The sequence below is a fragment of the Streptomyces sp. bgisy100 genome, from assembly GCF_057709105.1.
Window position 1 is genome coordinate 49,769 of record NZ_JBYITE010000020.1, and the last position, 18,932, is coordinate 68,700.

General features: G+C 73.2%; 15 protein-coding genes. 7 read left to right on the forward strand and 8 right to left on the reverse strand.

The features are described 5' to 3' along the window. Positions 1-36: 36 nt before the first annotated feature. The 6 genes from AC3EQ1_RS15955 to AC3EQ1_RS15980 all read right to left on the reverse strand — a co-directional run bounded on the left by AC3EQ1_RS15955 (position 37) and on the right by AC3EQ1_RS15980 (position 3,805). Positions 37-1,287 carry an SRPBCC family protein gene (locus AC3EQ1_RS15955; protein WP_432094965.1) on the reverse strand — a complete coding sequence of 417 codons (1,251 nt, stop codon included), beginning with the start codon at positions 1,285-1,287 and terminating at the stop codon, positions 37-39. Further along, entirely contained in the window at positions 1,280-1,990 is a 711-nt protein-coding gene (locus AC3EQ1_RS15960; RefSeq protein WP_432094966.1) for a DNA primase, read from the reverse strand. The genes AC3EQ1_RS15955 and AC3EQ1_RS15960 overlap by 8 nt, the downstream gene beginning before the upstream one ends. Beyond that, on the reverse strand, positions 1,987-2,277 hold the full coding sequence (locus tag AC3EQ1_RS15965; RefSeq protein WP_432094967.1) for a gas vesicle protein GvpG: 291 nt from the start codon (positions 2,275-2,277) through the stop codon (positions 1,987-1,989). The genes AC3EQ1_RS15960 and AC3EQ1_RS15965 overlap by 4 nt, the downstream gene beginning before the upstream one ends. Then, positions 2,277-3,011, reverse strand: coding sequence for a GvpL/GvpF family gas vesicle protein (locus tag AC3EQ1_RS15970; RefSeq protein WP_432094968.1), 735 nt, complete (start codon positions 3,009-3,011; stop codon positions 2,277-2,279). Before AC3EQ1_RS15970 ends, AC3EQ1_RS15965 begins: the two co-directional genes overlap by 1 nt. After that, positions 3,008-3,439, reverse strand: a complete 432-nt coding sequence (locus AC3EQ1_RS15975) for a gas vesicle structural protein GvpA (protein ID WP_432094969.1) — start codon at positions 3,437-3,439, stop codon at positions 3,008-3,010. The genes AC3EQ1_RS15970 and AC3EQ1_RS15975 overlap by 4 nt, the downstream gene beginning before the upstream one ends. A gap of 63 nt (positions 3,440-3,502) precedes the next feature. Then, entirely contained in the window at positions 3,503-3,805 is a 303-nt protein-coding gene (locus AC3EQ1_RS15980) for a gas vesicle protein GvpO (protein WP_351507450.1), read from the reverse strand. Between the two features lie 314 nt (positions 3,806-4,119). On the opposite strand from AC3EQ1_RS15980, the gene AC3EQ1_RS15985 reads away from it, so the two are divergent. Continuing rightward, positions 4,120-4,335, forward strand: a complete 216-nt coding sequence (locus tag AC3EQ1_RS15985) for a proteinase inhibitor I78 (RefSeq protein ID WP_432094970.1) — start codon at positions 4,120-4,122, stop codon at positions 4,333-4,335. 334 nt (positions 4,336-4,669) lie between these two features. On the opposite strand, the gene AC3EQ1_RS15990 is transcribed toward AC3EQ1_RS15985, so the two are convergent. Beyond that, on the reverse strand, positions 4,670-5,716 hold the full coding sequence (locus tag AC3EQ1_RS15990) for a phosphatase PAP2 family protein (RefSeq protein WP_432094971.1): 1,047 nt from the start codon (positions 5,714-5,716) through the stop codon (positions 4,670-4,672). Between the two features lie 574 nt (positions 5,717-6,290). Here AC3EQ1_RS15990 and AC3EQ1_RS15995 point away from each other — a divergent pair. Continuing rightward, positions 6,291-7,988: an MFS transporter gene (locus AC3EQ1_RS15995; protein ID WP_432094972.1), complete on the forward strand. Its 1,698-nt coding sequence runs from the start codon at positions 6,291-6,293 to the stop codon at positions 7,986-7,988. 505 nt (positions 7,989-8,493) lie between these two features. Continuing rightward, the gene (locus AC3EQ1_RS16000; protein WP_432094973.1) at positions 8,494-9,690 is read left to right on the forward strand and encodes an acyl-CoA dehydrogenase family protein; all 1,197 of its coding nucleotides are present in this window, start codon (positions 8,494-8,496) and stop codon (positions 9,688-9,690) included. A gap of 385 nt (positions 9,691-10,075) precedes the next feature. On the opposite strand, the gene AC3EQ1_RS16005 is transcribed toward AC3EQ1_RS16000, so the two are convergent. After that, positions 10,076-10,510, reverse strand: a complete 435-nt coding sequence (locus AC3EQ1_RS16005; RefSeq protein WP_351507461.1) for a cell division protein SepF — start codon at positions 10,508-10,510, stop codon at positions 10,076-10,078. Between the two features lie 276 nt (positions 10,511-10,786). Here AC3EQ1_RS16005 and AC3EQ1_RS16010 point away from each other — a divergent pair, with 276 nt between their 5' ends. The 4 genes from AC3EQ1_RS16010 (at position 10,787) to AC3EQ1_RS16025 (ending at position 18,360) form a co-directional block, all read left to right on the forward strand. Then, positions 10,787-12,019: a DUF5685 family protein gene (locus tag AC3EQ1_RS16010; protein ID WP_432094974.1), complete on the forward strand. Its 1,233-nt coding sequence runs from the start codon at positions 10,787-10,789 to the stop codon at positions 12,017-12,019. Positions 12,020-13,227: 1,208 nt separating this feature from the next. Continuing rightward, complete coding sequence (locus AC3EQ1_RS16015) at positions 13,228-14,244, forward strand: LLM class flavin-dependent oxidoreductase (protein ID WP_432094975.1); 1,017 nt, start codon at positions 13,228-13,230, stop codon at positions 14,242-14,244. A gap of 1,794 nt (positions 14,245-16,038) precedes the next feature. Then, positions 16,039-16,941, forward strand: a complete 903-nt coding sequence (locus tag AC3EQ1_RS16020) for a S1 family peptidase (RefSeq protein ID WP_432094976.1) — start codon at positions 16,039-16,041, stop codon at positions 16,939-16,941. A 234-nt stretch (positions 16,942-17,175) separates the two neighbouring features. Further along, positions 17,176-18,360, forward strand: coding sequence for a slipin family protein (locus tag AC3EQ1_RS16025; protein WP_432095009.1), 1,185 nt, complete (start codon positions 17,176-17,178; stop codon positions 18,358-18,360). Positions 18,361-18,932 lie beyond the last annotated feature (572 nt).

Sequence of the window (18,932 nt, forward strand, 5' to 3'; positions counted from 1 at the left end):
CCGGCGGTCCTCTTCTCGTCGGCCGCGGCGGGGAGGTCAGCGGGAGGCGCGGACGCGCTCCGGCTCCTCCTCGGCCACCTCGTCCTCGTACGCGTCGTCGTAGTCGCCGTCGTCCTCGTGGGCGTCCTCGGTCTCGTACGCGCCGTCGCTGTCCTCCTCGTCCTCCGCCTCGTACTCGTCCTCGGGCTCCTCGTCCTCCGGCGCCTCGTCGTCGGCGTCGTGCCCGTCCTCGTCGTACGGTTCGCCGTCGTCGTCCTCGCCGTCCGGCTCGTCCCCCTCGGCGTCGGCCTCCTCGGAGTCCTCGTGGCCCTCGGCTCCGTCGTCGAACTCCTCGTCCCCGAGGTCGTCGTCGCCGGCCGCGCGGTCCTCGGCGCCGTCGCCGTGCTCGTCGTCCGCGTGCTCCTCGGCGTGTTCCTCCTCGGCCAGGGCGTCGTCATGGCTGAGCACGACCTCGCCGTCCCGGATCTCGCCGCGCCACTCGCCGGTGGCCTCGCCGCGCATCATCAGGAAGCGGCGGAAGTGCTTGAGGTCGAGCCGGGCGCGACGGCCCTGGGCGCGCCAGATGTTCCCGGTCTTCTCGAACAGCCCCTTGGGGTAGTACTCGATGACCAGCAGCACCGTGGTGAGGTTCTCGCCCAGCGGGTGGAAGGTGACGACGCCCTTGGTGCTGCCCTTGGCGCCCTCCGAGGTCCAGGCGATGCGCCGGTCCCGGATCTGCTCGGTGGTGTTCGCCTTCCAACTGCGGCTGGACCAGAAGATCTTGGCGCGCCAGTTGGACGTCGTGTCGTCGGCGGACTCCACCCCCTGCACGCCCTTGGCGAAGGTGCTGAACTCCTGGAACTGCGTCCACTGGTTGTACGCCTCGCGGACGGGCACGCCGACGTCGATGTCCTCGACGATGGTGACGAACTTGCCCTTGCCCCCGCCGCCCTTGCGCTTGCCGCCGCCCAGGCCCTGGAAGGCGCCCTTGACCTTGTCCTTGAGGTTGTCCTTGAGGTTCGTCGCGCCGATCTCCACGGCCGACCGCACCGGGCCCTTGCCCTCGGCGAACTTCTTGCTGCCCTCCTTCGCCAGGTGGAACAGCCCGGGGCTGTTGCCCTCGGCGATGTCGTTGAGCTTCGTGGTCGCCCCGCCCAGCTTCCGGCCGGCGGATATCAACAGCCGCTGGGCCTGGGCGGCCGCGAACGCCGCGGCCTCCTCCTTGAGCCGGTCGGTGGCGGGGTTGCCCACCACACTGTCCTTGAGGGTGGAGACGGGGTTGCCCGTGCCCTTCGGTCCGTCAGTCACGGTCGCCACCTCCGGTGCGCCGGCCGGTCGCCCGCCGGGCGGTGCCCGCGGTCTTCTTCGCCGCCGACCCCGCGTTCCTCGCGGCCGACCCCTCGGTCTTCTTCGCGGCCGGCCTCTTCGCCGGGGCCTTCCCGGAAGACCGCGGCCCGGAGGAGGCCTTCTTCGCCGCGGTCTTCCGGGAACCGCTCCCGTCCGACTCGCTCTTCCCGCCGGTCCCCTCGGTCTTCTTCGCGGGACGCCGGCGCCGCGGCGCCTCCGAGTCCCCCGAGCCCCCGGAGGCGTCCTTCCCGGCGCGGTCGCTGCCGCGTGCCTCGTACGCGTCGTCGGCGGGCTTGTCGTCCGCCGCGTCCTCGTCGTCGCCCACCAGGCCGCCGGTGAGCTTGCCCGTGTCGATCCGGTCCCGGACGTCGAGGGTCCTGCCGTGCAGGTTGTCCGCGAGCGAGTTGAGCTGCCGGGTGACCAGGGCGCTCGTCGCGGCCTTCCCCACCCCCTGCAGATCCGTGCGCAGCTGGTCGCGGACCTCGGCCAGCTGCGGGTTCGTCCTGAGCTGTTCGGTGAGCGTCCCCACGAGCTGCTGCGGGGAGAGGTTGAGCCGCTTGCCCAGGACCATGCTGCCGACGCCGATGGCCAGTTTGGCCTTCTTCGTACGTCCGAGCACATAGCCCGCGGTCACGGCCAGCGCCACTGCCAGTCGGTTCGTCATGAGGTCCTTCCCTCGTTCGCCGGGGGCGCGAATCCGCTTCCCGGAGCCGCCGCGCGGCGCTGCTGTGCGACCTCGAGACGGTCCAGCAGCTCGTCCTCGCGCCGGTCGAACTCGGCTTCGTCGATCAGCCCTTGATCGAGCTGCTCGGCCAGGCTGCTCAGCTCCCGCTGAACGGCCGCCGGGTCGTAGTACTGCCGTTCCGCTTCCGCCACCACCTGCCGCAGCACCCAGCCCGCACCGCGGACGGGTGCCGCGGGCAGCAGGAGGATCTCGCCGAGGAGGCCCATTACGCGGTCGCCCGCTCCGTGGAGACGAAGCTGTACGGCGGGAGCGGGCCGGTCGCCTGCACATCGAGCTGCGGATTGGCCTGCCGGAACTCCTCCACGGCATTGAGGAACGCCGCCGACTCGGCGCGGTCCAGCAGGAAGGAGAGGTTCACCAGCCAGCCGGAGGTCTCCGGACCGTGGCTGTGCTGCTCGGCGTGCGGCGCCAGCGCCGCCTCCACGGCCTTGGCGTCGTGCACCTCCCGCGTCTTGACGCCGTTGGCCACCAGCTCGCCGAGCCGCAGCTTGTCCTGGTACGAACCGCCGCCCGCGGCCCGGTTGGCCTCGGTGAGCGTGCGCACCTCGCTGTTCTCGTTCACCACCAGCCGGAGCACGGCGTCCTCGTGGTGCACGGCCTTCACGTTGTACTCGACCCGGCCGTCGAGCCGGCCGAGCTGCTCCCGGTAGTGCTCCGCCTGACCGGCGAGCGCGGCCCGCACGGCGTCGTCGTCGTCCGACAGGCTGCCGAACCGCAGGGGGAGCACGGCGCCCGAGGCGCCCGCCTCGGTCAGGACGTGCTGGTGGGCCAGCAGGTCACGGCGCTTGGGCCGCAGCTCGGTGGGAGCGTCGCTGACCACCGCGGCCAGGTCCCCCTCCCGCACGGTGCGGACCGGGTTCGGCGGGTCGCCGATGCCGGCCAGCTCCTCGGGCAGGCCCGGGTGCGCGGCGAGGACGATGCCGTAGACGTAGGTGCTCACTCCGACTCCTCCTTCCGGCGGGACGTCGTGCGGCGGGGCCGTCGCGCCGGCTCCCTGTCACCGCTGTCCGCCTCCGACTGGCCCTGCTTGAACGCCTCGGAGAGCGTCTCGGCGGCGCCGGAGAGCGCGCCCTTGGACTTGCCCTTCGCCCCGGACTCGGTGATCTCACCGACCAGGTCCGGCAGTCCGGGGTCCTTCTTCGGGCCCGACTCCAGGTCGAGCCGGTTGCAGGCCTCGGCGAACCGCAGGTAGGTGTCGACGCTCGCGACCACGATGCGTATGTCGATCTTGAGTATCTCGATGCCGACCAGTGAGACCCGCACGAACGCGTCGATCACCAACCCGCGGTCGAGGACCAGTTCCAGGACGTCGTACAGGCCGCTGGTGCCGCCTGCACCCCCGGTCTGCTGCGCCGGGACAACGGACATGTCGAACCTTCCTCTCTCGCTTCTGCATGGGTGTGCGGCGGAGCCGGCTCCGGCCGCCCGGAGTCATCTCCGGTCGGAACGGCCGCGTTCGTAACGGCTCAGTCGGCGGTAGCCGGTGAGGGTGCCGTCCGGGTCGGTCGTGATCTCGTAGGACGCCATCAGGCTCATCGTGTCCGGCACCCGGGCCAGCTCGAGGATCTCCACTTCCACGATCCAGCCCTTCTCGGTGCGTTCGAGCCGGGTCACCGCCTCTGCCCGGAGGCCGGTCAGCTCGGCGAGCTGCGCTCCGGCTCTCCGGAGGACGTCCAACGCCGGAGGACGGTCGTCCGCCGCGCTCTTCTCTGAGTTTTTCGAAGTGTCAGCCATCGTTGCCTCGCTGCATCGGGTACCACGTTTGCCTTGCGGCAAACATTGAGTTCCAGACGGGTTCGAAGAGCCTTTTCCGGGAACCGTGTTAACTATTTCCCCGGGTTTTTCGAGGGCTATTGGACAAGGCGTCAGAAACGTAATTCGGCGGTGAATGGCCGGAGTTCCGGAGCCCTCAGGAGGGCACGTACGGGTGACGCTGAGGTGATGAAGTCGACGCGACAGCTTGTGACACAAGCGTGACGACCCGCGGATCCGCCGGTCGCCCGGACGTGCCTTCCGTCACGTCTTCGGGGGCGCCTACGGTGGCCACCATGAGCGACGCATCGACCCCACCCGAGCCGACGGACGACGACTTCGAGGCCTATGTCGGACTTGACGCCTCCGCTGCCGAGGAGCGTGCCCGGCAGCGCGGCTGGACCACGGTCCGCACCCTCCCGCCGGACGCGATCATCACCATGGAGTACCTGACGGGCCGCCTCAATCTGGCGGTCCGGGACGGCGTCGTCGTCCGCTGCTGGAAGGGCTGACCGGTCAGTGGGCGGACCGGCCCGGTACTGCCGGACCCGGTGCCGCCCCTACGGAGGCGGAACCGGCGCCGGGTGGCGCTGAGAGCGGCCCGCGCGTGACGGGCCGGCTCGCCCGTTGGTCCGGCCGGTGCGGTCCGCTGAGGCCAGGGCCGGGGAAGGGCGCAGCCGGGCCGCCCGCGGAACCGTCGGCCCGGCCCGTCACGACGACGCCCCGGACATCACGGCGAGCCCTCCCGACGTACGACGACGGCCCCGGCGCTGAGCAGAGCGCCGGGGCCGTGTGGTGCGGGGAACCGGGGTGCGTACCGTCCCCGCAGCTCGGAGGTGCGTGGGGTCAGCCGCCCGCCCGTCCGCGCCCGGTCGCCGGGCCCAGGGGGGCGGTCCGCGGCGTCCGGTCGGAGTGCGGTGGCCTGCGGCTGCCGGTCGGGCTGACCGGGCTGCGCTCGGAGCGGCTGGTGTGCGGGCGGGCGGGGTGGTGCGGCCGGTTCTCCGCGCTCCGGGCGCTCTGGCCGCCGGAGCCGTGCCCGCTGCTGACGATGACCGGCTCCAGGCCGTGCGGCGCCTTCTCCGGTGCCGGGGCGCGCGTCGTGACCAGCGGGGAGGTGCGGGCGCCCACCGGCGGCAGCGGCCGCGGGGCCAGGCTGCCGGTCGCGCGGTACCGGGTGCGGAGCGCGAAGATCCACGCCTCGACGGTGGCGATGGCCGGCTCGAACCAGGGCAGGGCCAGCAGCACGACCAGGCCCGCGGCCCAGCCCAGGAGCACATCGCTGACCCAGTGCGTGCCGAGGTACACGGTGGTGGCGCCCACGCCGAGCGCGAAGACGGCGGCGACGACCGACAGCACCCGCCGGGCGCGGGGGGTGGTCGCCAGGTAGGCCAGGATGCCCCAGGTCACCACGGCGTTCGCGGTGTGCCCGGAGGGGAATATGTCGCCGCCGGACCACATCTCGGCCGAGCCGACGGTCGTGGCGTAGTGCGGGCCGAGACGCCCGAGGCCGTACTTCACCGCGCCGACGGTGATGTTGAGCAGGAGCAGGGCGACGCCGAGCGCGAGCAGCGGGCGCAGCGTGCGTTGTCTCCAGGATCTCCAGCCCAGCCACGCGGCGACCAGCACGGCGGTCGGGCCGCGCTGGCCCAGCACCACGAAGTAGTCGAGGAAGGCGTGCAGCTCCGGCCACTGCTTGTAGGGCCGGAAGAGCATGACCTGCCAGTCCAGCCGGACGAGGTGGTCGCTCACGAAAACGGCCGCGACGATGGCCACGTAGAACCACACGGCCGAGCCGAACAGCACCGTGCGTGTCCGGCTCATCCGCGGCACATCGCGGTTGCTGGGTCGCTCCGGCTCCTGCTCCAGTCGGGCGAAGATTTGGTTGGTACGCACCCAATCGACGTTACAGGGGGTGAGCGGTGCCCTCGGCTCGAACCAGGGGGTTCGTGATGACGATGTGATGTGGCCCGGACCTCACCGAGACACGAATTCAGCGCTTCCCCGCAAAGCCCGAGCACAGGCCGGATGAATTTCGTGAGGCCATTTTTCCGGCCCTCCGGCAGGTAAGGCGAGTGTGTTTACCCCGATGTGGCCGTGAATTGTCCGCACCGTTGCGGAACGGCCGGAACCGGAAGTTCCGGAAGGTTCGGGAATGATCGTTGATCAAGGTTATGACCTGGCGGTTCCCGGTCCGGGGAAAGGTGTGCGGGGGCGGGGCGGGCGTCCGCGCTCCGGAGTCGGCCGTTCCCGTCACGCTTTGTCGGGCACCGGTCATCCCTGGGTCACCGGCGACTCGGGAGGGCCGTGACGGATACCACGCACCCCCGGTGGCCGAGGTGGGCCGGGGCCCCGTCCCGGCGCCCCGACTCGCGTACCCTGACGATTCACTCGCGTTCGAAGCCGGGCCCGCCGGGCCGCAGTCCCGTCCGGGGCCCGCCGACCGAGCGGAACACTGGGAGGTGCGTACATGTCCGGAACGACCACGGCCCGCGACAAACGGGCGGCGGACGTTCCTCGGCATCGGCGCGGTACGAGCGACCACGGGGCCAACCGCTGGGCCGTGCTCGTCGTCCTCTGCGTCAGCCTGCTGCTCGTCGCCCTCGACGCGACCGTGCTGCACGTCGCGGTCCCCGCGCTCAGCGAGGACCTGCGGCCCGGCTCCATCGAACTCCTCTGGATCGTCGACGCCTATCCGCTGGTCGCCGCCTCCCTGCTCATCCTGTTCGGCACCCTCGGCGACCGGGTCGGCCGCAGACGGGTCCTCCTCCTCGGCTACGCCCTCTTCGGCGTCGCCTCCGCCGTGGCCGCCGCCGCGGACAGCGCGCAGGTACTGATCGCCGCCCGCGCGCTGCTGGGCATCGGCGGCGCGATGATCATGCCGGCGACGCTGTCGATCCTCCGGCAGGTCTTCCCCGAACGGCGCGAACGCGCCCTGGCCATCGGCATCTGGAGCGCCGTCGCCGCGGTGGGCGCCGCGATCGGACCGCTGCTCGGAGGCTTCCTGCTGGAGCACTACTGGTGGGGCTCGGTGTTCCTCATCAACATCCCGCTGATGGCCGTGTGTCTGCCGGTCGGCCGCTGGCTGCTGCCCGAGTCCACCGGCGACCGCAACGGCCCCTGGGACGTGCTGGGCGCGCTGATGGCGGCGTTCGGCCTGTTCGGCATGGTGCTGGGGGTGAAGCGGGCCGGCGGCGGTGAAGCGGTGCTGCACCCGGTCACCCTGATTCCGCTGATCGCCGGAGCCCTGCTGCTCCTCCTCTTCGTCCGTCGGCAGCGCCGCCGCGAGCACCCGCTGGTGGATCTGCGGATGTTCGCCCGCCCCGCCTTCGGCACCTCCGTGGGCTGCATCGTCGTCGGCATGCTGGCCCTGGTCGGCCTGGAGCTCATCGCCACCCAGTACCTCCAGCTGGTCCTCGGGTTCTCCCCGCTGGAGACCGGGCTGCGCATGGTGCCGCTGACCGTCGCCGCCATGGCCGCCGGGCTCCTCGGCTCCCGGATGCTCCAGCGCTTCGGCCCGCGCGCCATGGTCTCCGCGGGCTTCGCCCTCACCGCCGGCGCCGTGTTCTCGCTGACGCTCATGGGGGCGGACGACCGGCCCTGGCTGCTGACCGTCGCCCTGATCCTCCTCGGCTTCGGCCTGGAGACCACCCTCTTCGGCGCCTACGAGTCGATGCTGAGCGAGGCTCCCGCCGCCGACGCGGGCGGCGCCGCCGCCATCGGCGAGACCTCCTACCAGCTCGGCGCCGGCATCGGCATCGCCCTGCTCGGCAGCGTCATGAACGCGGCCTACGCGCCGGGAGTCTCCGCCGTGACCGGTGTGCCGGACCGGGCCGGGCGGGCCGCGGGACACTCGCTCGGCGAGGCGTACGAGGTGGCCGACCGGCTCGGCGGCCCCGCGGGCGCCGCCCTGCGCGCCGCCGCCCGCCAGGCCTTCGTCCACGGCCTGCACGTCACGCTCGTGGTGAGCGGCGTCCTGCTGCTGCTCGGCGCCTGCGCCGCGCTGCGCCTGCCCCGGTCCATGGAGGAGTACGGCGACGAGCCGGAGGACACCGACGGCCCGGCGGCGGAGCACCCCGGGACCCCCGGGACCGGCCGTACCGCCGACGGGCTGCCCGGCCAGCAGAACCGCGGCCGCACCCGGGTCGGCGCCGACCACTCGGGCTGACCGGGCGGGACTGCCCGTCCTCCCGGGCGGGCGCCGGCGTGCGGCCGTACCCGTCGATCGGCCGTTACTTCACTGTGCCCGGGCCGACCGTGCTGACCGGGCGGGACTGCCCGTCCTCCCGGGCGGGCGCCGGCGTGCGGCCGTACCCGTCGATCGGCCGTTACTTCACTGTGCCCGGGCCGACCGTGCTGACCGGGCGGGACTGCCCGTCCTCCCGCACAGGCACCGGCGTGCGGCCGTACCCGTCGATCGGCCGATACTTCACCCGCGCCCGGGCCGGCATGTGCCCGCCCGGCCCGGGGAGAGCGAGCCGCGTTCAGGCGGCGGCCGGTACGAGGCCGCCGGCCGGCCCCGTCGCCCCGAGGGCGGCACGGGCGGTCCGGGGAAGGCCCCGGCCAGGGGTGGACGACGGGGGTTACCCCGCCGTAGCGTCAGGGCCGAACGGGATGATCACAGCGCCCGGCGCGAGCCGGTGGCGGCGCCCTACCGAGCCGGAGGCCGACCGATGTCCGCAAGCCGCACCCTGCCACGGTTCGACCCGGGCGACCCGCTCGGGATCGACGACCTGCTCGGCGAGGAGGACCTCGCCGTCCGCGGGACCGTACGGCAGTGGGCGGCCCGGCGGGTGCTGCCGGAGATCGCCGACTGGTACGAGCGCGGAGAACTGCCCGATATCCGCGAACTCGCCCGGGAGCTCGGCTCCATCGGCGCCCTCGGCATGTCCCTCGACGGCTACGGCTGCGCGGGCGCGAGCGCCGTGCAGTACGGCCTCGCCTGCCTCGAACTGGAGGCGGCCGACTCGGGCATCCGCTCCCTGGTCTCCGTGCAGGGCTCGCTGGCCATGTACGCCATCCACCGCTACGGCTCCGAGGAGCAGAAGCAGCGCTGGCTGCCCGGCATGGCCGCCGGCGAGATCATCGGGTGCTTCGGACTGACCGAGCCCGACGTCGGATCCGACCCGGCCGCCATGCGCACCCACGCCAGGCGCGACGGCTCGGACTGGGTGCTCACCGGCCGCAAGATGTGGATCACCAACGGCTCGGTGGCGGGCGTCGCCGTGGTCTGGGCACAGACAGAGGAAGGCATCCGCGGATTCGCCGTACCGACCGACGCCCCCGGCTTCTCCGCCCCCGAGATCAAGCACAAGTGGTCCCTGCGCGCCTCGGTCACCAGCGAACTCGTCCTCGACGAGGTCCGGCTGCCCGCCGACGCCGTGCTGCCCTCGGTCACCGGCCTCCGCGGGCCGCTCAGCTGCCTCAGCCACGCCCGGTACGGCATCGTCTGGGGCTCGATGGGCGCGGCGCGCAGCTGCTTCGAGGCGGCGGTCGACTACGCGAAGACCCGCGAGCAGTTCGGCCGGCCGATCGGCGGTTTCCAGCTGACCCAGGCCAAACTCGCCGACATGGCGGTGGAACTGCACAAGGGCATTCTGCTGGCCCACCATCTGGGGCGGCGGATGGACGCCGGGAAGCTGCGGCCGGAACAGGTCAGCTTCGGCAAGCTCAACAACGTGCGCGAGGCGATCGAGATCTGCCGTACGGCCCGGACCGTCCTGGGCGCCAACGGTATTTCGCTGGAATACCCGGTGATGCGGCACGCCACCAATCTCGAGTCGGTGCTCACCTACGAGGGCACCGTGGAAATGCACCAACTGGTGCTGGGCAAGGCCCTGACCGGACTGGACGCCTTTCGCGGGGACTAGTGTCCCCGGCTTCCGCCGATGACGCCGCTGCCGCCGCTTCCGTCGTTTCCGGCCGGGGCGGGCTCGTCCGGCCCGGCCCGGAGCACAGGTGTCCGGTGCCGTCCGGCCGTTCCGTGCGGACCGCGCCGCAGCAGGCACTCGTCGGTGCGCGCGGAGCGGAAACGGACAGCGGCGAGCGACCGGGCCCATGGCACGGATCGTGAGCGACGCCCGATGAGCGACGCTGATGAACGACGACCGGTGAACGGCCCGTCGATGAACGACAGCCGGTGAAACACAGCCGGTGAGCGACGGCCGATGAACGACGGTCGGGAAACGGCGGCCGGTGCGGCGGCAGCCGTCGGGCGATGGCCGGGGGCGCGACGGCGGTGAGCGGCCCCGGCTGTCAGCTCTGGTTGAAGAAGCCGTCGCCCCTGCGCCCGGCGTCGCCGCTCACCACCTGGTAGTCGGCCGGAGTGAGCAGGAAGACCCGGGTGGCGACCCGCTCGATGGACCCGCGCAGCCCGAAGGTCAGTCCGGCCGCGAAGTCCACCACCCGCTTGGCGTCCGACGGCTCCATGCCGGTCAGGTTGACGATGACGGGCACGCCGTCCCGGAACAGCTCGCCGATCGCCCGCGCGTCCCGGAAGCTGTCGGGAGTCACCGTCGCGATCCGGGTGCCCTGCTCCTGCGCCGCCTCGTCGGCCACCTGCACCCGCGGGTCGGTCACCCAGGCGTCGACGGGCTCCGGTCCCTCCGCGTAGTCGTCGTCGTAGTAGCGGTCGTCATCGTTGTCATCGACGAGGCCCAGCCAGGCACTCGCCTTGCGCACCGATCCCATGAACGCCTCCTCCCTTGCACGCGGTCTCTGCTGTCCGCCCCTCCATGGTCGTCCATGATGCGGATGTTGCGCCAAGCGAATAGACCCCGCGCAGGGGTTTCGTGACGGTACTGGTGCACAACGGGTGGTGCGGAATCAGGGTTCCGCCTGCGCAGGGCAGCTGACGGGGCGCTGGTGGAAAACCACCCGCCCGGATGGGTGACATGGGGGGCGTCTGGGTGATCGGCACGATCGCTAACATGCCCTCAGCTGCAAAACGTATGTACAGGGGGAGTCTTGTTCGGAATAGTCAGGCCGTGCCGCCACCGTCTCTCCGAGGGGTTGCGGACGCAGTGGATGGCCCATCTCTGCGGACTCTGCCTGGCGTTGCGTGGCGCGCAGGGCCAGTTCGCGAGGATCGCCACCAACTACGACGGCCTGATCGTCTCGGTGCTCGCCGAGGCACAGTCGGAGCGGTCCGGCGCCTGGCGGCGCACCGCGGGACCGTGCCCGCTGCGCGGGATGCGCACCGCCTCGGTCGCGCAGGGGGAAGGGGCGAGGCTGGCGGCCACCGTCTCCCTTGTACTGGCCTCCGCGAAGATGCGCGACCACATAGCCGACGGGGACGGGATGCTGCGGCGCCGCCCGGTGGCCCTCGCGGCCCGGAAGGTGGCCGCGACCTGGGACCGGGCGGGCGCCCGCACCGGAGCCGGTCTGGGCTTCGACACGGCCGTGCTGCTCGACGCGGTGGACCGGCAGGCCGGGATCGAGGCCTGCGCGGGCGCGGGAACCCCCCTGCTGCGGATCACCGAACCCACCGAGACGGCGACGGCGGCGGCCTTCGGCCATACGGCCGTACTCGCCGGGCGGCCCGGAAACATCGCGCCCCTGGAGGAGGCGGGCCGGCTCTTCGGCCGGCTGGCCCATCTGCTGGACGCGGTGGAGGACCTGGCGGACGACGCCGCGACCGGTGCCTGGAACCCGATCACCGCCACCGGTACCGACCTTGCGCAGGTGCGGCAGCTCTGCGACGACGCCCTGCACGGGGTACGGCTGGCGCTGCGGGACGTGACCTTCGCGGGGGACGGGGCGGGCCGGCTCGCCCACGTTCTTCTCGCCCACGAACTGCGGCAGTCGGTGGACCGGGCGTTCGGCAGCTCCTGTTCCCACGCGCAGCACGGAGCGCCGCAGGGCTCCCACGGGCACGGCGAGCCGCCGCAGACCTCGCCGTGGATCACGGACCCGTACGGCCCCGGCCACGTCCGTCCGGGAGGCATGCCGCCCGAGCCGCCCCGCCGGGGGCGCGGGCTGATCGCCGGGTGCGCGGTGTGGACCGGGCTCTTCTGCACCTGTCAGGTGTGCTGCAAGAACCCGTACGAGGACCCGTGGAACGGGCGGCAGCGCGAGGGCTGGTGCCGCAAGTTCTGCGACTGCTGCGACTGTTGTGACGGCTGCTCCTGCGTTGACGGTTGCAGCTGCTGTGGCGACTCCTGCGAATGCTGTGAGTGCTGCGGGTGCTGCGAGGGCTGAACGTCGGGTACCGGCGGCTACGGGTACGGGGCGTTCCCGTACCCGTTCGCGTTCCCGGTGTGGGGTGTGCCCGCGCGGGCGCCCCGCACCCCGGGTGCGTGCGGGTGCGGACTCGACCGGCGACGCGGCCGGCGGGACGGCCGGGATCGGTGGCCGTGCGCTGAGCCGGTGAGCCGGCGGGCCTGTGGGCGCGCAGGCCGGGCGGAGTTGCCACGGAGGAGGGGACACGGCAGGCGCCGAGGGTGGCGCCTGCCGTGGCGGGTGGCGTCGGCTGTGTGAGGGCGGAGGTCGGGAGGCGCTGCGCGGAGCCGCTTCCGGTACGTGCGGCGGACCGGACGGGCGAAGGCCCGGACATGCGGCCAACCGGACGTGCGGCGGACCGGACCTGCGACGGACTGGATGTGCGACGGCCGACAGGAGGGAAGGCGCGACAGGGTGAAGGCCGGTCGGTGCCAAGTCCGTTGCTGCGGAAGTCCGGTACGTGCGGAGCGGGCTCGGGCGCGGAGTCAGCCCGAACAGGACGACGACCACACCCGGCCGAAGTCGATGTGGCATCGCGTGACGAGCCGGTGACCTGCCTGCATGGGGCCAAGTGGACCAGCAGCCCCCCGTGACGTCAACTGCCCCCGGCTCAACGGCTCACAGTGCGGACAACCTTGACAGCGGACCGTGCGCACCGCATAGCCTCGGTGCCCGGCCGTGCTGAGGGGTGCGGTCGGGCTGTTGCTGTGAGGGCGTCCGCCACCCGTGCTCGATCCGTAGCCGACGGAGCCTTTGCATGTCCGTGTCGCCGGACACCGTTTCATCGAACGCCTTCGCCGTTCCGGTTGCTGTTCCCGCCCCGGTCCCGGGGACCTTGGGTCTCCGCTGCGGTACCGAACCCCGGTCCGCTGTCCCTGCCGTGATTCCGCTCGCCGCGCCGACGGCCGACTCCGCGGTCCGGAAGGGCAGTTGGCCGCCGTGGCTCTCCGTGCGTCCGGGGAACCGCCGTGACCGTCCGGATGTTCCTGCCGCGGCGCGGTGTCCTGCCGTCCGCGGTGGCGATCCGCCGGGCGCCGAAGGCGGGCGCGGCGCGGTGTCCGGCGGTCCGTACGGGGCCGCCCGCGCACGGGCGCACTCCGCTCCGCGCGTGCCCTCGGGCCCGGTGCCGGCTGCCGTGTCCCCTCGTTGAACCGCTCCTTGCCACCCCCCTCTTCCGAAGGATGACCATGCCCGGACCGACCCGACCGCTCCATCTGGCCGCCGCTCTCGACACCGGTGGGTGCCAAGAGGCCGACACGTATGTGGAGTTGGCCCGGCTCGCCGAACGCGGCGCCCTGGACTTCGTCACGCTCGACGACAGCGCCGCCCCCGCCGGAGGCACCACCCTCGACGCCCTCGCCGTGCTGGCCCGGGTCGCGCCTGCCACCGAGCGGATCGGCCTCGTACCGACCGTTGCCGCCTGCCGCACCGAGCCTGCCCGGGTCGCCGCGTCGCTCGCCGCGCTGGACCGGGCGAGCCGGGGCCGCGCGGGCTGGACCGTCGACGTCCCGGCGCCCCGTGCCGCGGACCGGCCGGCCGGCGCGCGCCCGGCCGCCGAGGCAGCGCTGTGGGCCGAGGCGGACGACGCGGCCGGGGCCGTCGCGCGGCTGTGGGACGGCGGGGAGGACGGCGCGGAGGTGCGGGACACGGTGGCCGGCCGCGTGGTCGGCCACGACGGGCCGCGGTGGGGGGATTCCCTGAGCTCGTTGCGTACCGTGCGCGGACCGTCGGCGCCGCCCCGGTCGCCGCAGGGCCGTCCCGTGATCGCCGTCGACGCGACGGGGCCGGGCCAGGAGACCGCGGCCCGCCATGCGGACCTCGTCCTGGTCCGCGCCGAGGACCCCGACACGGCGCGCGCCGTCGGGGAGGAACTGCGCGAGCGCGCTCGCGCCCACGGCCGGGAGCCGGGCCGTCCGGCCGTCTTCGTCTCGCTGCCCGTCGAACTCCGCACCCCGGCCGACGCCGTGGGGCTCGCCCACCTCATCGGGGACTGGTACGCGGCGGGCGCCGCCGACGGCTTCCACCTGCGGCCGGCCGACACCCGCCGTGACCTCGGGCTGATCGTCGACGGCACGGTGCCCGTCCTCCAGCACCGCAGTCTGCTCCGCCGCTTCTATCCGGGCTCCACCCTGCGGGAGCACCTGGGGCTCGGATACCCCGCCGGCCGGTGCGCGGCGGCGGGAGCGCGGGTCGCCGGGCCGTGATGCCTGAGCCAGGGCCGGGGTTCGGGAGCCGGGGGCGGTCGGCGTGGGCGGCTGCGGTGGTCGGGTGCCACGGCTGCGGAAGCCCGCCGCGGCCGAGTCCGGCCGGAACGGCCGCAGAGCGGCGCCGCGGGGAGCCACGGTTCGGCTGACGTTCCGTCCGCATATCACAGATCGTGCCCGAGCGGCTGGATGAGGTGGTCGACCGGGTGGAGCCGCTGCTTCAGGAGCGCGGCGCGTTCCGGACCGCGTACGAAGGTGCGACGCTGCGCAAGCACCTCGGCCTTCGTCGGCCCGTACGGCTCGTAGGAAAGGACTCCACCCCGGCATGGAATGGGACCACCCCGGCATGGAACGGGACCGCATGAGCGCGCAGCGGCAGCGGGCGGCATGGCTGCCCGCCCGCGGTGCCGCGTGTGCTGTGCCGGTCCCGGGTGTGCGGGCGTTGCCGAGGCTCTCGACTCTTCCGGCGTTCCCGGCCGTTCCGAGGGTTCCGGCTGCCTCGGCCGCGCAGTCCGCGCAGTCCGCGCCGACCGCGCCGGCCGTGCCCGCGATCCCGGCGCAGCGGCGCGGTCCACGCGCTCTTCCGGAGCGGCGCAACGGCCGTGCGGGCGCCGGTAGCTGCCGGGCCACGGAGCACCGGGCCGTGGGGCGTCCCGCGTCGGCGCGCCCCGCCACCCGTCTCCCCGCCCGGCATCGCCCCGCCACTCGTCTCCCCGCCCAGTACCGCCCAACCCTGCATCTACCCACCCGGCATTGCCCCCGCCCCGGCCTGCGCCGCCCCGCCGCGGAGTGCCGCGAGCCGGAACGACGGGGCGGTCTCTGCGAGTTGCCCCGTTGCGTCCCGACCGGGCGGATCCGCGGGCCTGAGCCGTTGAGCGGCCGATCGGAGGGGCGGATTCCGGACACTCCTGCGCGCTGGATGGACAACGGCCGTCCGGCTGTGCCGCATCCCGCAGTCGACGGCGCCCGCGCCGCCGTCGGGTATCCGTCCGGTGGCGTTGCCAGGCCCTCCGGGGTGACCGAGGAGCGTGCCGCGCCCGCGGGTTCGCCCCTCGGCGGCGGCGTCCCGCGGCTCGTCGTCCCCTGTCGCTGCGGGGTGTGCGCGCTATGGGCCCCGGTCCCCGGGGCCGGGTGGCCGAGCAGTGCGGCGCCCGCGGGCCCGCCCCCCGGCCGGTGCCGGGCCGCGTCGGCCATAGCCCGGCCGTACGGCGGACGGCGCACGGCCCGGGTGCCCGCCGCCGACGGCTCCGCGTGCGGACCGGGCCCGGGCACGACGCCGGACTCCGCACCGGACGAACCGAGAACGCCTTTCGGGCGGCAGCCGAGACGGATGGGACGCAGTGGATCGTCTTCGCCGATGCGATCAGTGGGAGCGGGAGTCGCCGCTGCCGCTGGTCCGGGCTGCTCCCGGCCACCGCCACCGCGGTGGCCTCGGACGGCGCGCGGACCCCGCCGTCGTCGTGCCCCGTTGCCGGGACCGTGCGGCGCCCCCTCCCGCCCCCTGTGAACACCGCTCCCTTTGCTGTCGCGGCGGGGGAGCGGAACCTGCTGACCCACCGGCCCGTCCGCGCGCGGGCCGGGTACCGCGGGCCCCCGGCGGCCACCGGCCGCCGAGGCCCCGCTGCCTGCGCGGACCACGGCTGAAAGGCGCTCTTGCGGCCCGGGGCGCGGCGGCCGAATACTCCCCCCAGCGCTTGTCAGGAGCACGTCCAAAACGACTCCGGAGTGCTCTCCGACTGCGCCTCACGGGCCTGCCCACCCAAGCGGACCCCCGATTCCCCACTGGAGGAAGAAGTGAGGATCAAGCGCATCACCCCCCACTCAGGCATCGCGAGACGCGCACGGCTGATCGCCGTCGCCTCCGGGCTCGTTGCCGTCTCGGCGTTCGCGGTCCCCGCCGCCAACGCCGAACCCCCCGCCCCCACCTACAGCGCGGCCCAGCTCACCGAGGTGAGCGACGCCGTACTCACCGCCGATGTCGGCGGCACCGCCTGGCATGTCGACAAGGAGACCGGACGGGTCGTCGTCACCGCGGACAGCACCGTCTCCAGCGCCGAGATCGCGAAGATCCAGCGACAGGCGGGCCGGGACGCCGGTGCTATCCGCATCGAGCGCACCCCCGGCAAGTTCACCAAGCTGCTCTCGGGCGGCGACGCCGTCTACGCCGACGGCTGGCGCTGCTCGCTCGGCTTCAATGTGCGCAGCGGCAGCACCTACTACTTCCTGACCGCGGGCCACTGCACCGACGGCGCGGGCAACTGGTACACCAGCGCGGCCCGTACCACGGTCATCGGCCCGACCGCCGGGTCGAGCTTCCCCGGCAACGACTACGGCCTGGTGCGCTACACCAACAGTTCGATCAGCCACCCGGGCACCGTCGGCAGCCAGGACATCACCAGCGCCGCCGACGCCACCGTCGGGATGTCCGTCACCCGCCGGGGCAGCACGACCGGCACCCACGGCGGCACCGTCACCGCCCTGAACGCCACCGTCAACTACGGCGGCGGCGACATCGTCTACGGCATGATCCGCACCAATGTCTGTGCCGAGCCCGGTGACAGCGGCGGCCCGCTCTACTCCGGCAGCAGTGCCGTGGGTCTGACCTCGGGAGGCAGCGGCGACTGCACCTCCGGCGGGACGACCTTCTTCCAGCCGGTCACGGAGGCGCTGAGCGCGTACGGCGTGAGCGTCTACTGATTCCGCGCCGTCCGGCGCCCATCGCACCATCCCCTCCAGCCGTCCCCGGCCCGGTCTCCCACCCCCACCCCGGAGAGTCCGCGGCCGGTGACGGACGAGCCCCCGCCCGGTCTTCCGGGCGGGGGCTCGATGGCTGCTCGGCGCCCCTCACGGTTCCGCGGCGCGGGATTATCGTGGACAGCAGAGGCCCTCAAAAGGGGCATGATTCGCAAATCAGACGGGTGGGTGGCCGTGATGGTCGAGCAGTTCGTGACAGCGGCAGTCGCGGCACTCTGCTGTGTCGCGGTATACCTCCTGGCCGCGGCGCGCGTGGTCAAGCAGTACGAGCGCGGGGTCGTCCTCCGGCTCGGGCGGCTGCTGCCACAGGTGCGGGAACCGGGATTCACCATGATCGTCCCGCTGGTGGACCGGCTGAACAAGGTGAACATGCAGATCATCACCATGCCGGTGCCGGGGCAGGAAGGCATCACCCGGGACAACGTGACGGTGCGGGTCGACGCCGTCGTCTACTTCAAGGTCGTCGACGCCGCCGACGCGGTCGTCCAGGTCGAGGACTACCGCTTCGCCGTGTCCCAGATGGCGCAGACCTCACTGCGCTCCATCATCGGCAAGAGCGAGCTGGACGATCTGCTGTCCAACCGGGAGAAGCTCAACCAGGGCCTGGAGCTGATGATCGACAGCCCCGCCCTCGGCTGGGGGGTGACCGTGGACCGGGTCGAGATCAAGGACGTGTCGCTCCCCGAGACCATGAAGCGGTCCATGGCCCGGCAGGCGGAGGCCGACCGTGAGCGGCGGGCCCGGGTCATCAACGCGGACGCCGAGCTGCAGGCCTCGAAGAAGCTGGCCGAGGCGGCGCAGCAGATGGCGGACACTCCGTCCGCGCTCCAACTGCGGCTGCTCCAGACGGTGGTGGCGGTGGCCGCGGAGAAGAACTCCACGCTGGTGCTGCCCTTCCCCGTGGAGCTGCTGAGGTTCCTGGAGCGGGCCCAGCAGGGGCCGTACGCCCCGCAGCAGGAGGTCGGGGCGGCGCCGCGGACCCCGGTGGCCGCGTCCGGCCCGGTGTCCGACGGGGCCTCCGACTCCGCTTCCGGCGCCCCGACCGGTACGGGTTCCGGCGCCCCGACCGGTACGGGTTCCGGCGCGACGCCCGCGGAGACGCCGGCCGCCGCGCCGACCGCAGCATCCGGTGCCGGTGCCGGTGCCGGTGCCGGTACCGAGGCCGGTGCTGCTGCCGGTGCCGAGGCCGGGGCTGCTTCTGCGACGGCGGCCGGAGCCGGGCGGGAGGCCGCAGGGGCATCCGACTCCCCGGCCGACGCGGCTGCCCTCGCCGCCGACGATCTCCGCTCCGGCCGCCGGCCGGAGGCCCGTACCAACGGCGACGGTTCGGCGGCCGGACCGCCCGTGGCCGGGGTGCCGTGATGTCACAGGTGTGAGGTGGTGAGGTCCTGACCGGGGCGGACGGCCCGCCCCGGTCGGGCGTGCGACGGGGGCGTTACGGCTGGTGGCCCGCGGCCGTGAACGACCGGGCCGTCGGCCGTCGGCCGGTCGATGATCTGGGGGGGATGGTGCGGGTGCGGGTACGGGGGCGGGGATGGGGATGAGGGCGGGGGACGGTCCCGGTGCGGGTGTGAAGGTCCGGCCGGTGTGACCCGAGGCCGGCGGGGGGTGGTCTTCGAGGGCGGGTGCCGGTAGCGGTTTCCGGCAGCTCCGGCTCCGCAACGGTCCGGCGTCATGACCGGGTGCGGTGCGTCGGCCGATGTGCGGCGGCCGCCGTCCGTCGTCTCCATGACGGACATAGCGTCGCAATGCCTCCCCGGGTGGACGCCGCTCTTGTGGCTTCGTACACACGGCCGGAGCCCGACCTTGTGTGTCGGTGGGGGACCTGGGCATACTCGGCGCGCCAATTGGCATGGACGCGGCTCCTTTTCGGCGGGCCCGTCCTCGTCTGTACGTATGTGCCAGGTGTGCGTGATGTGCACCCTCCGGGCCGA

What these genes read in the sequence shown, in the direction of transcription:
- AC3EQ1_RS15960 (WP_432094966.1), bottom strand. Translation starts at nt 1,990, where the DNA reads ATGACGAACCGACTGGCAGTGGCGCTGGCCGTGACCGCGGGCTATGTG.
- AC3EQ1_RS15965 (WP_432094967.1), bottom strand. Translation starts at nt 2,277, where the DNA reads ATGGGCCTCCTCGGCGAGATCCTCCTGCTGCCCGCGGCACCCGTCCGC.
- AC3EQ1_RS15975 (WP_432094969.1), bottom strand. Translation starts at nt 3,439, where the DNA reads ATGTCCGTTGTCCCGGCGCAGCAGACCGGGGGTGCAGGCGGCACCAGC.
- AC3EQ1_RS15980 (WP_351507450.1), bottom strand. Translation starts at nt 3,805, where the DNA reads ATGGCTGACACTTCGAAAAACTCAGAGAAGAGCGCGGCGGACGACCGT.
- AC3EQ1_RS15985 (WP_432094970.1), top strand. Translation starts at nt 4,120, where the DNA reads ATGAGCGACGCATCGACCCCACCCGAGCCGACGGACGACGACTTCGAG.
- AC3EQ1_RS15995 (WP_432094972.1), top strand. Translation starts at nt 6,291, where the DNA reads ATGTCCGGAACGACCACGGCCCGCGACAAACGGGCGGCGGACGTTCCT.
- AC3EQ1_RS16000 (WP_432094973.1), top strand. Translation starts at nt 8,494, where the DNA reads ATGTCCGCAAGCCGCACCCTGCCACGGTTCGACCCGGGCGACCCGCTC.
- AC3EQ1_RS16005 (WP_351507461.1), bottom strand. Translation starts at nt 10,510, where the DNA reads ATGGGATCGGTGCGCAAGGCGAGTGCCTGGCTGGGCCTCGTCGATGAC.
- AC3EQ1_RS16015 (WP_432094975.1), top strand. Translation starts at nt 13,228, where the DNA reads ATGCCCGGACCGACCCGACCGCTCCATCTGGCCGCCGCTCTCGACACC.
- AC3EQ1_RS16025 (WP_432095009.1), top strand. Translation starts at nt 17,176, where the DNA reads ATGGTCGAGCAGTTCGTGACAGCGGCAGTCGCGGCACTCTGCTGTGTC.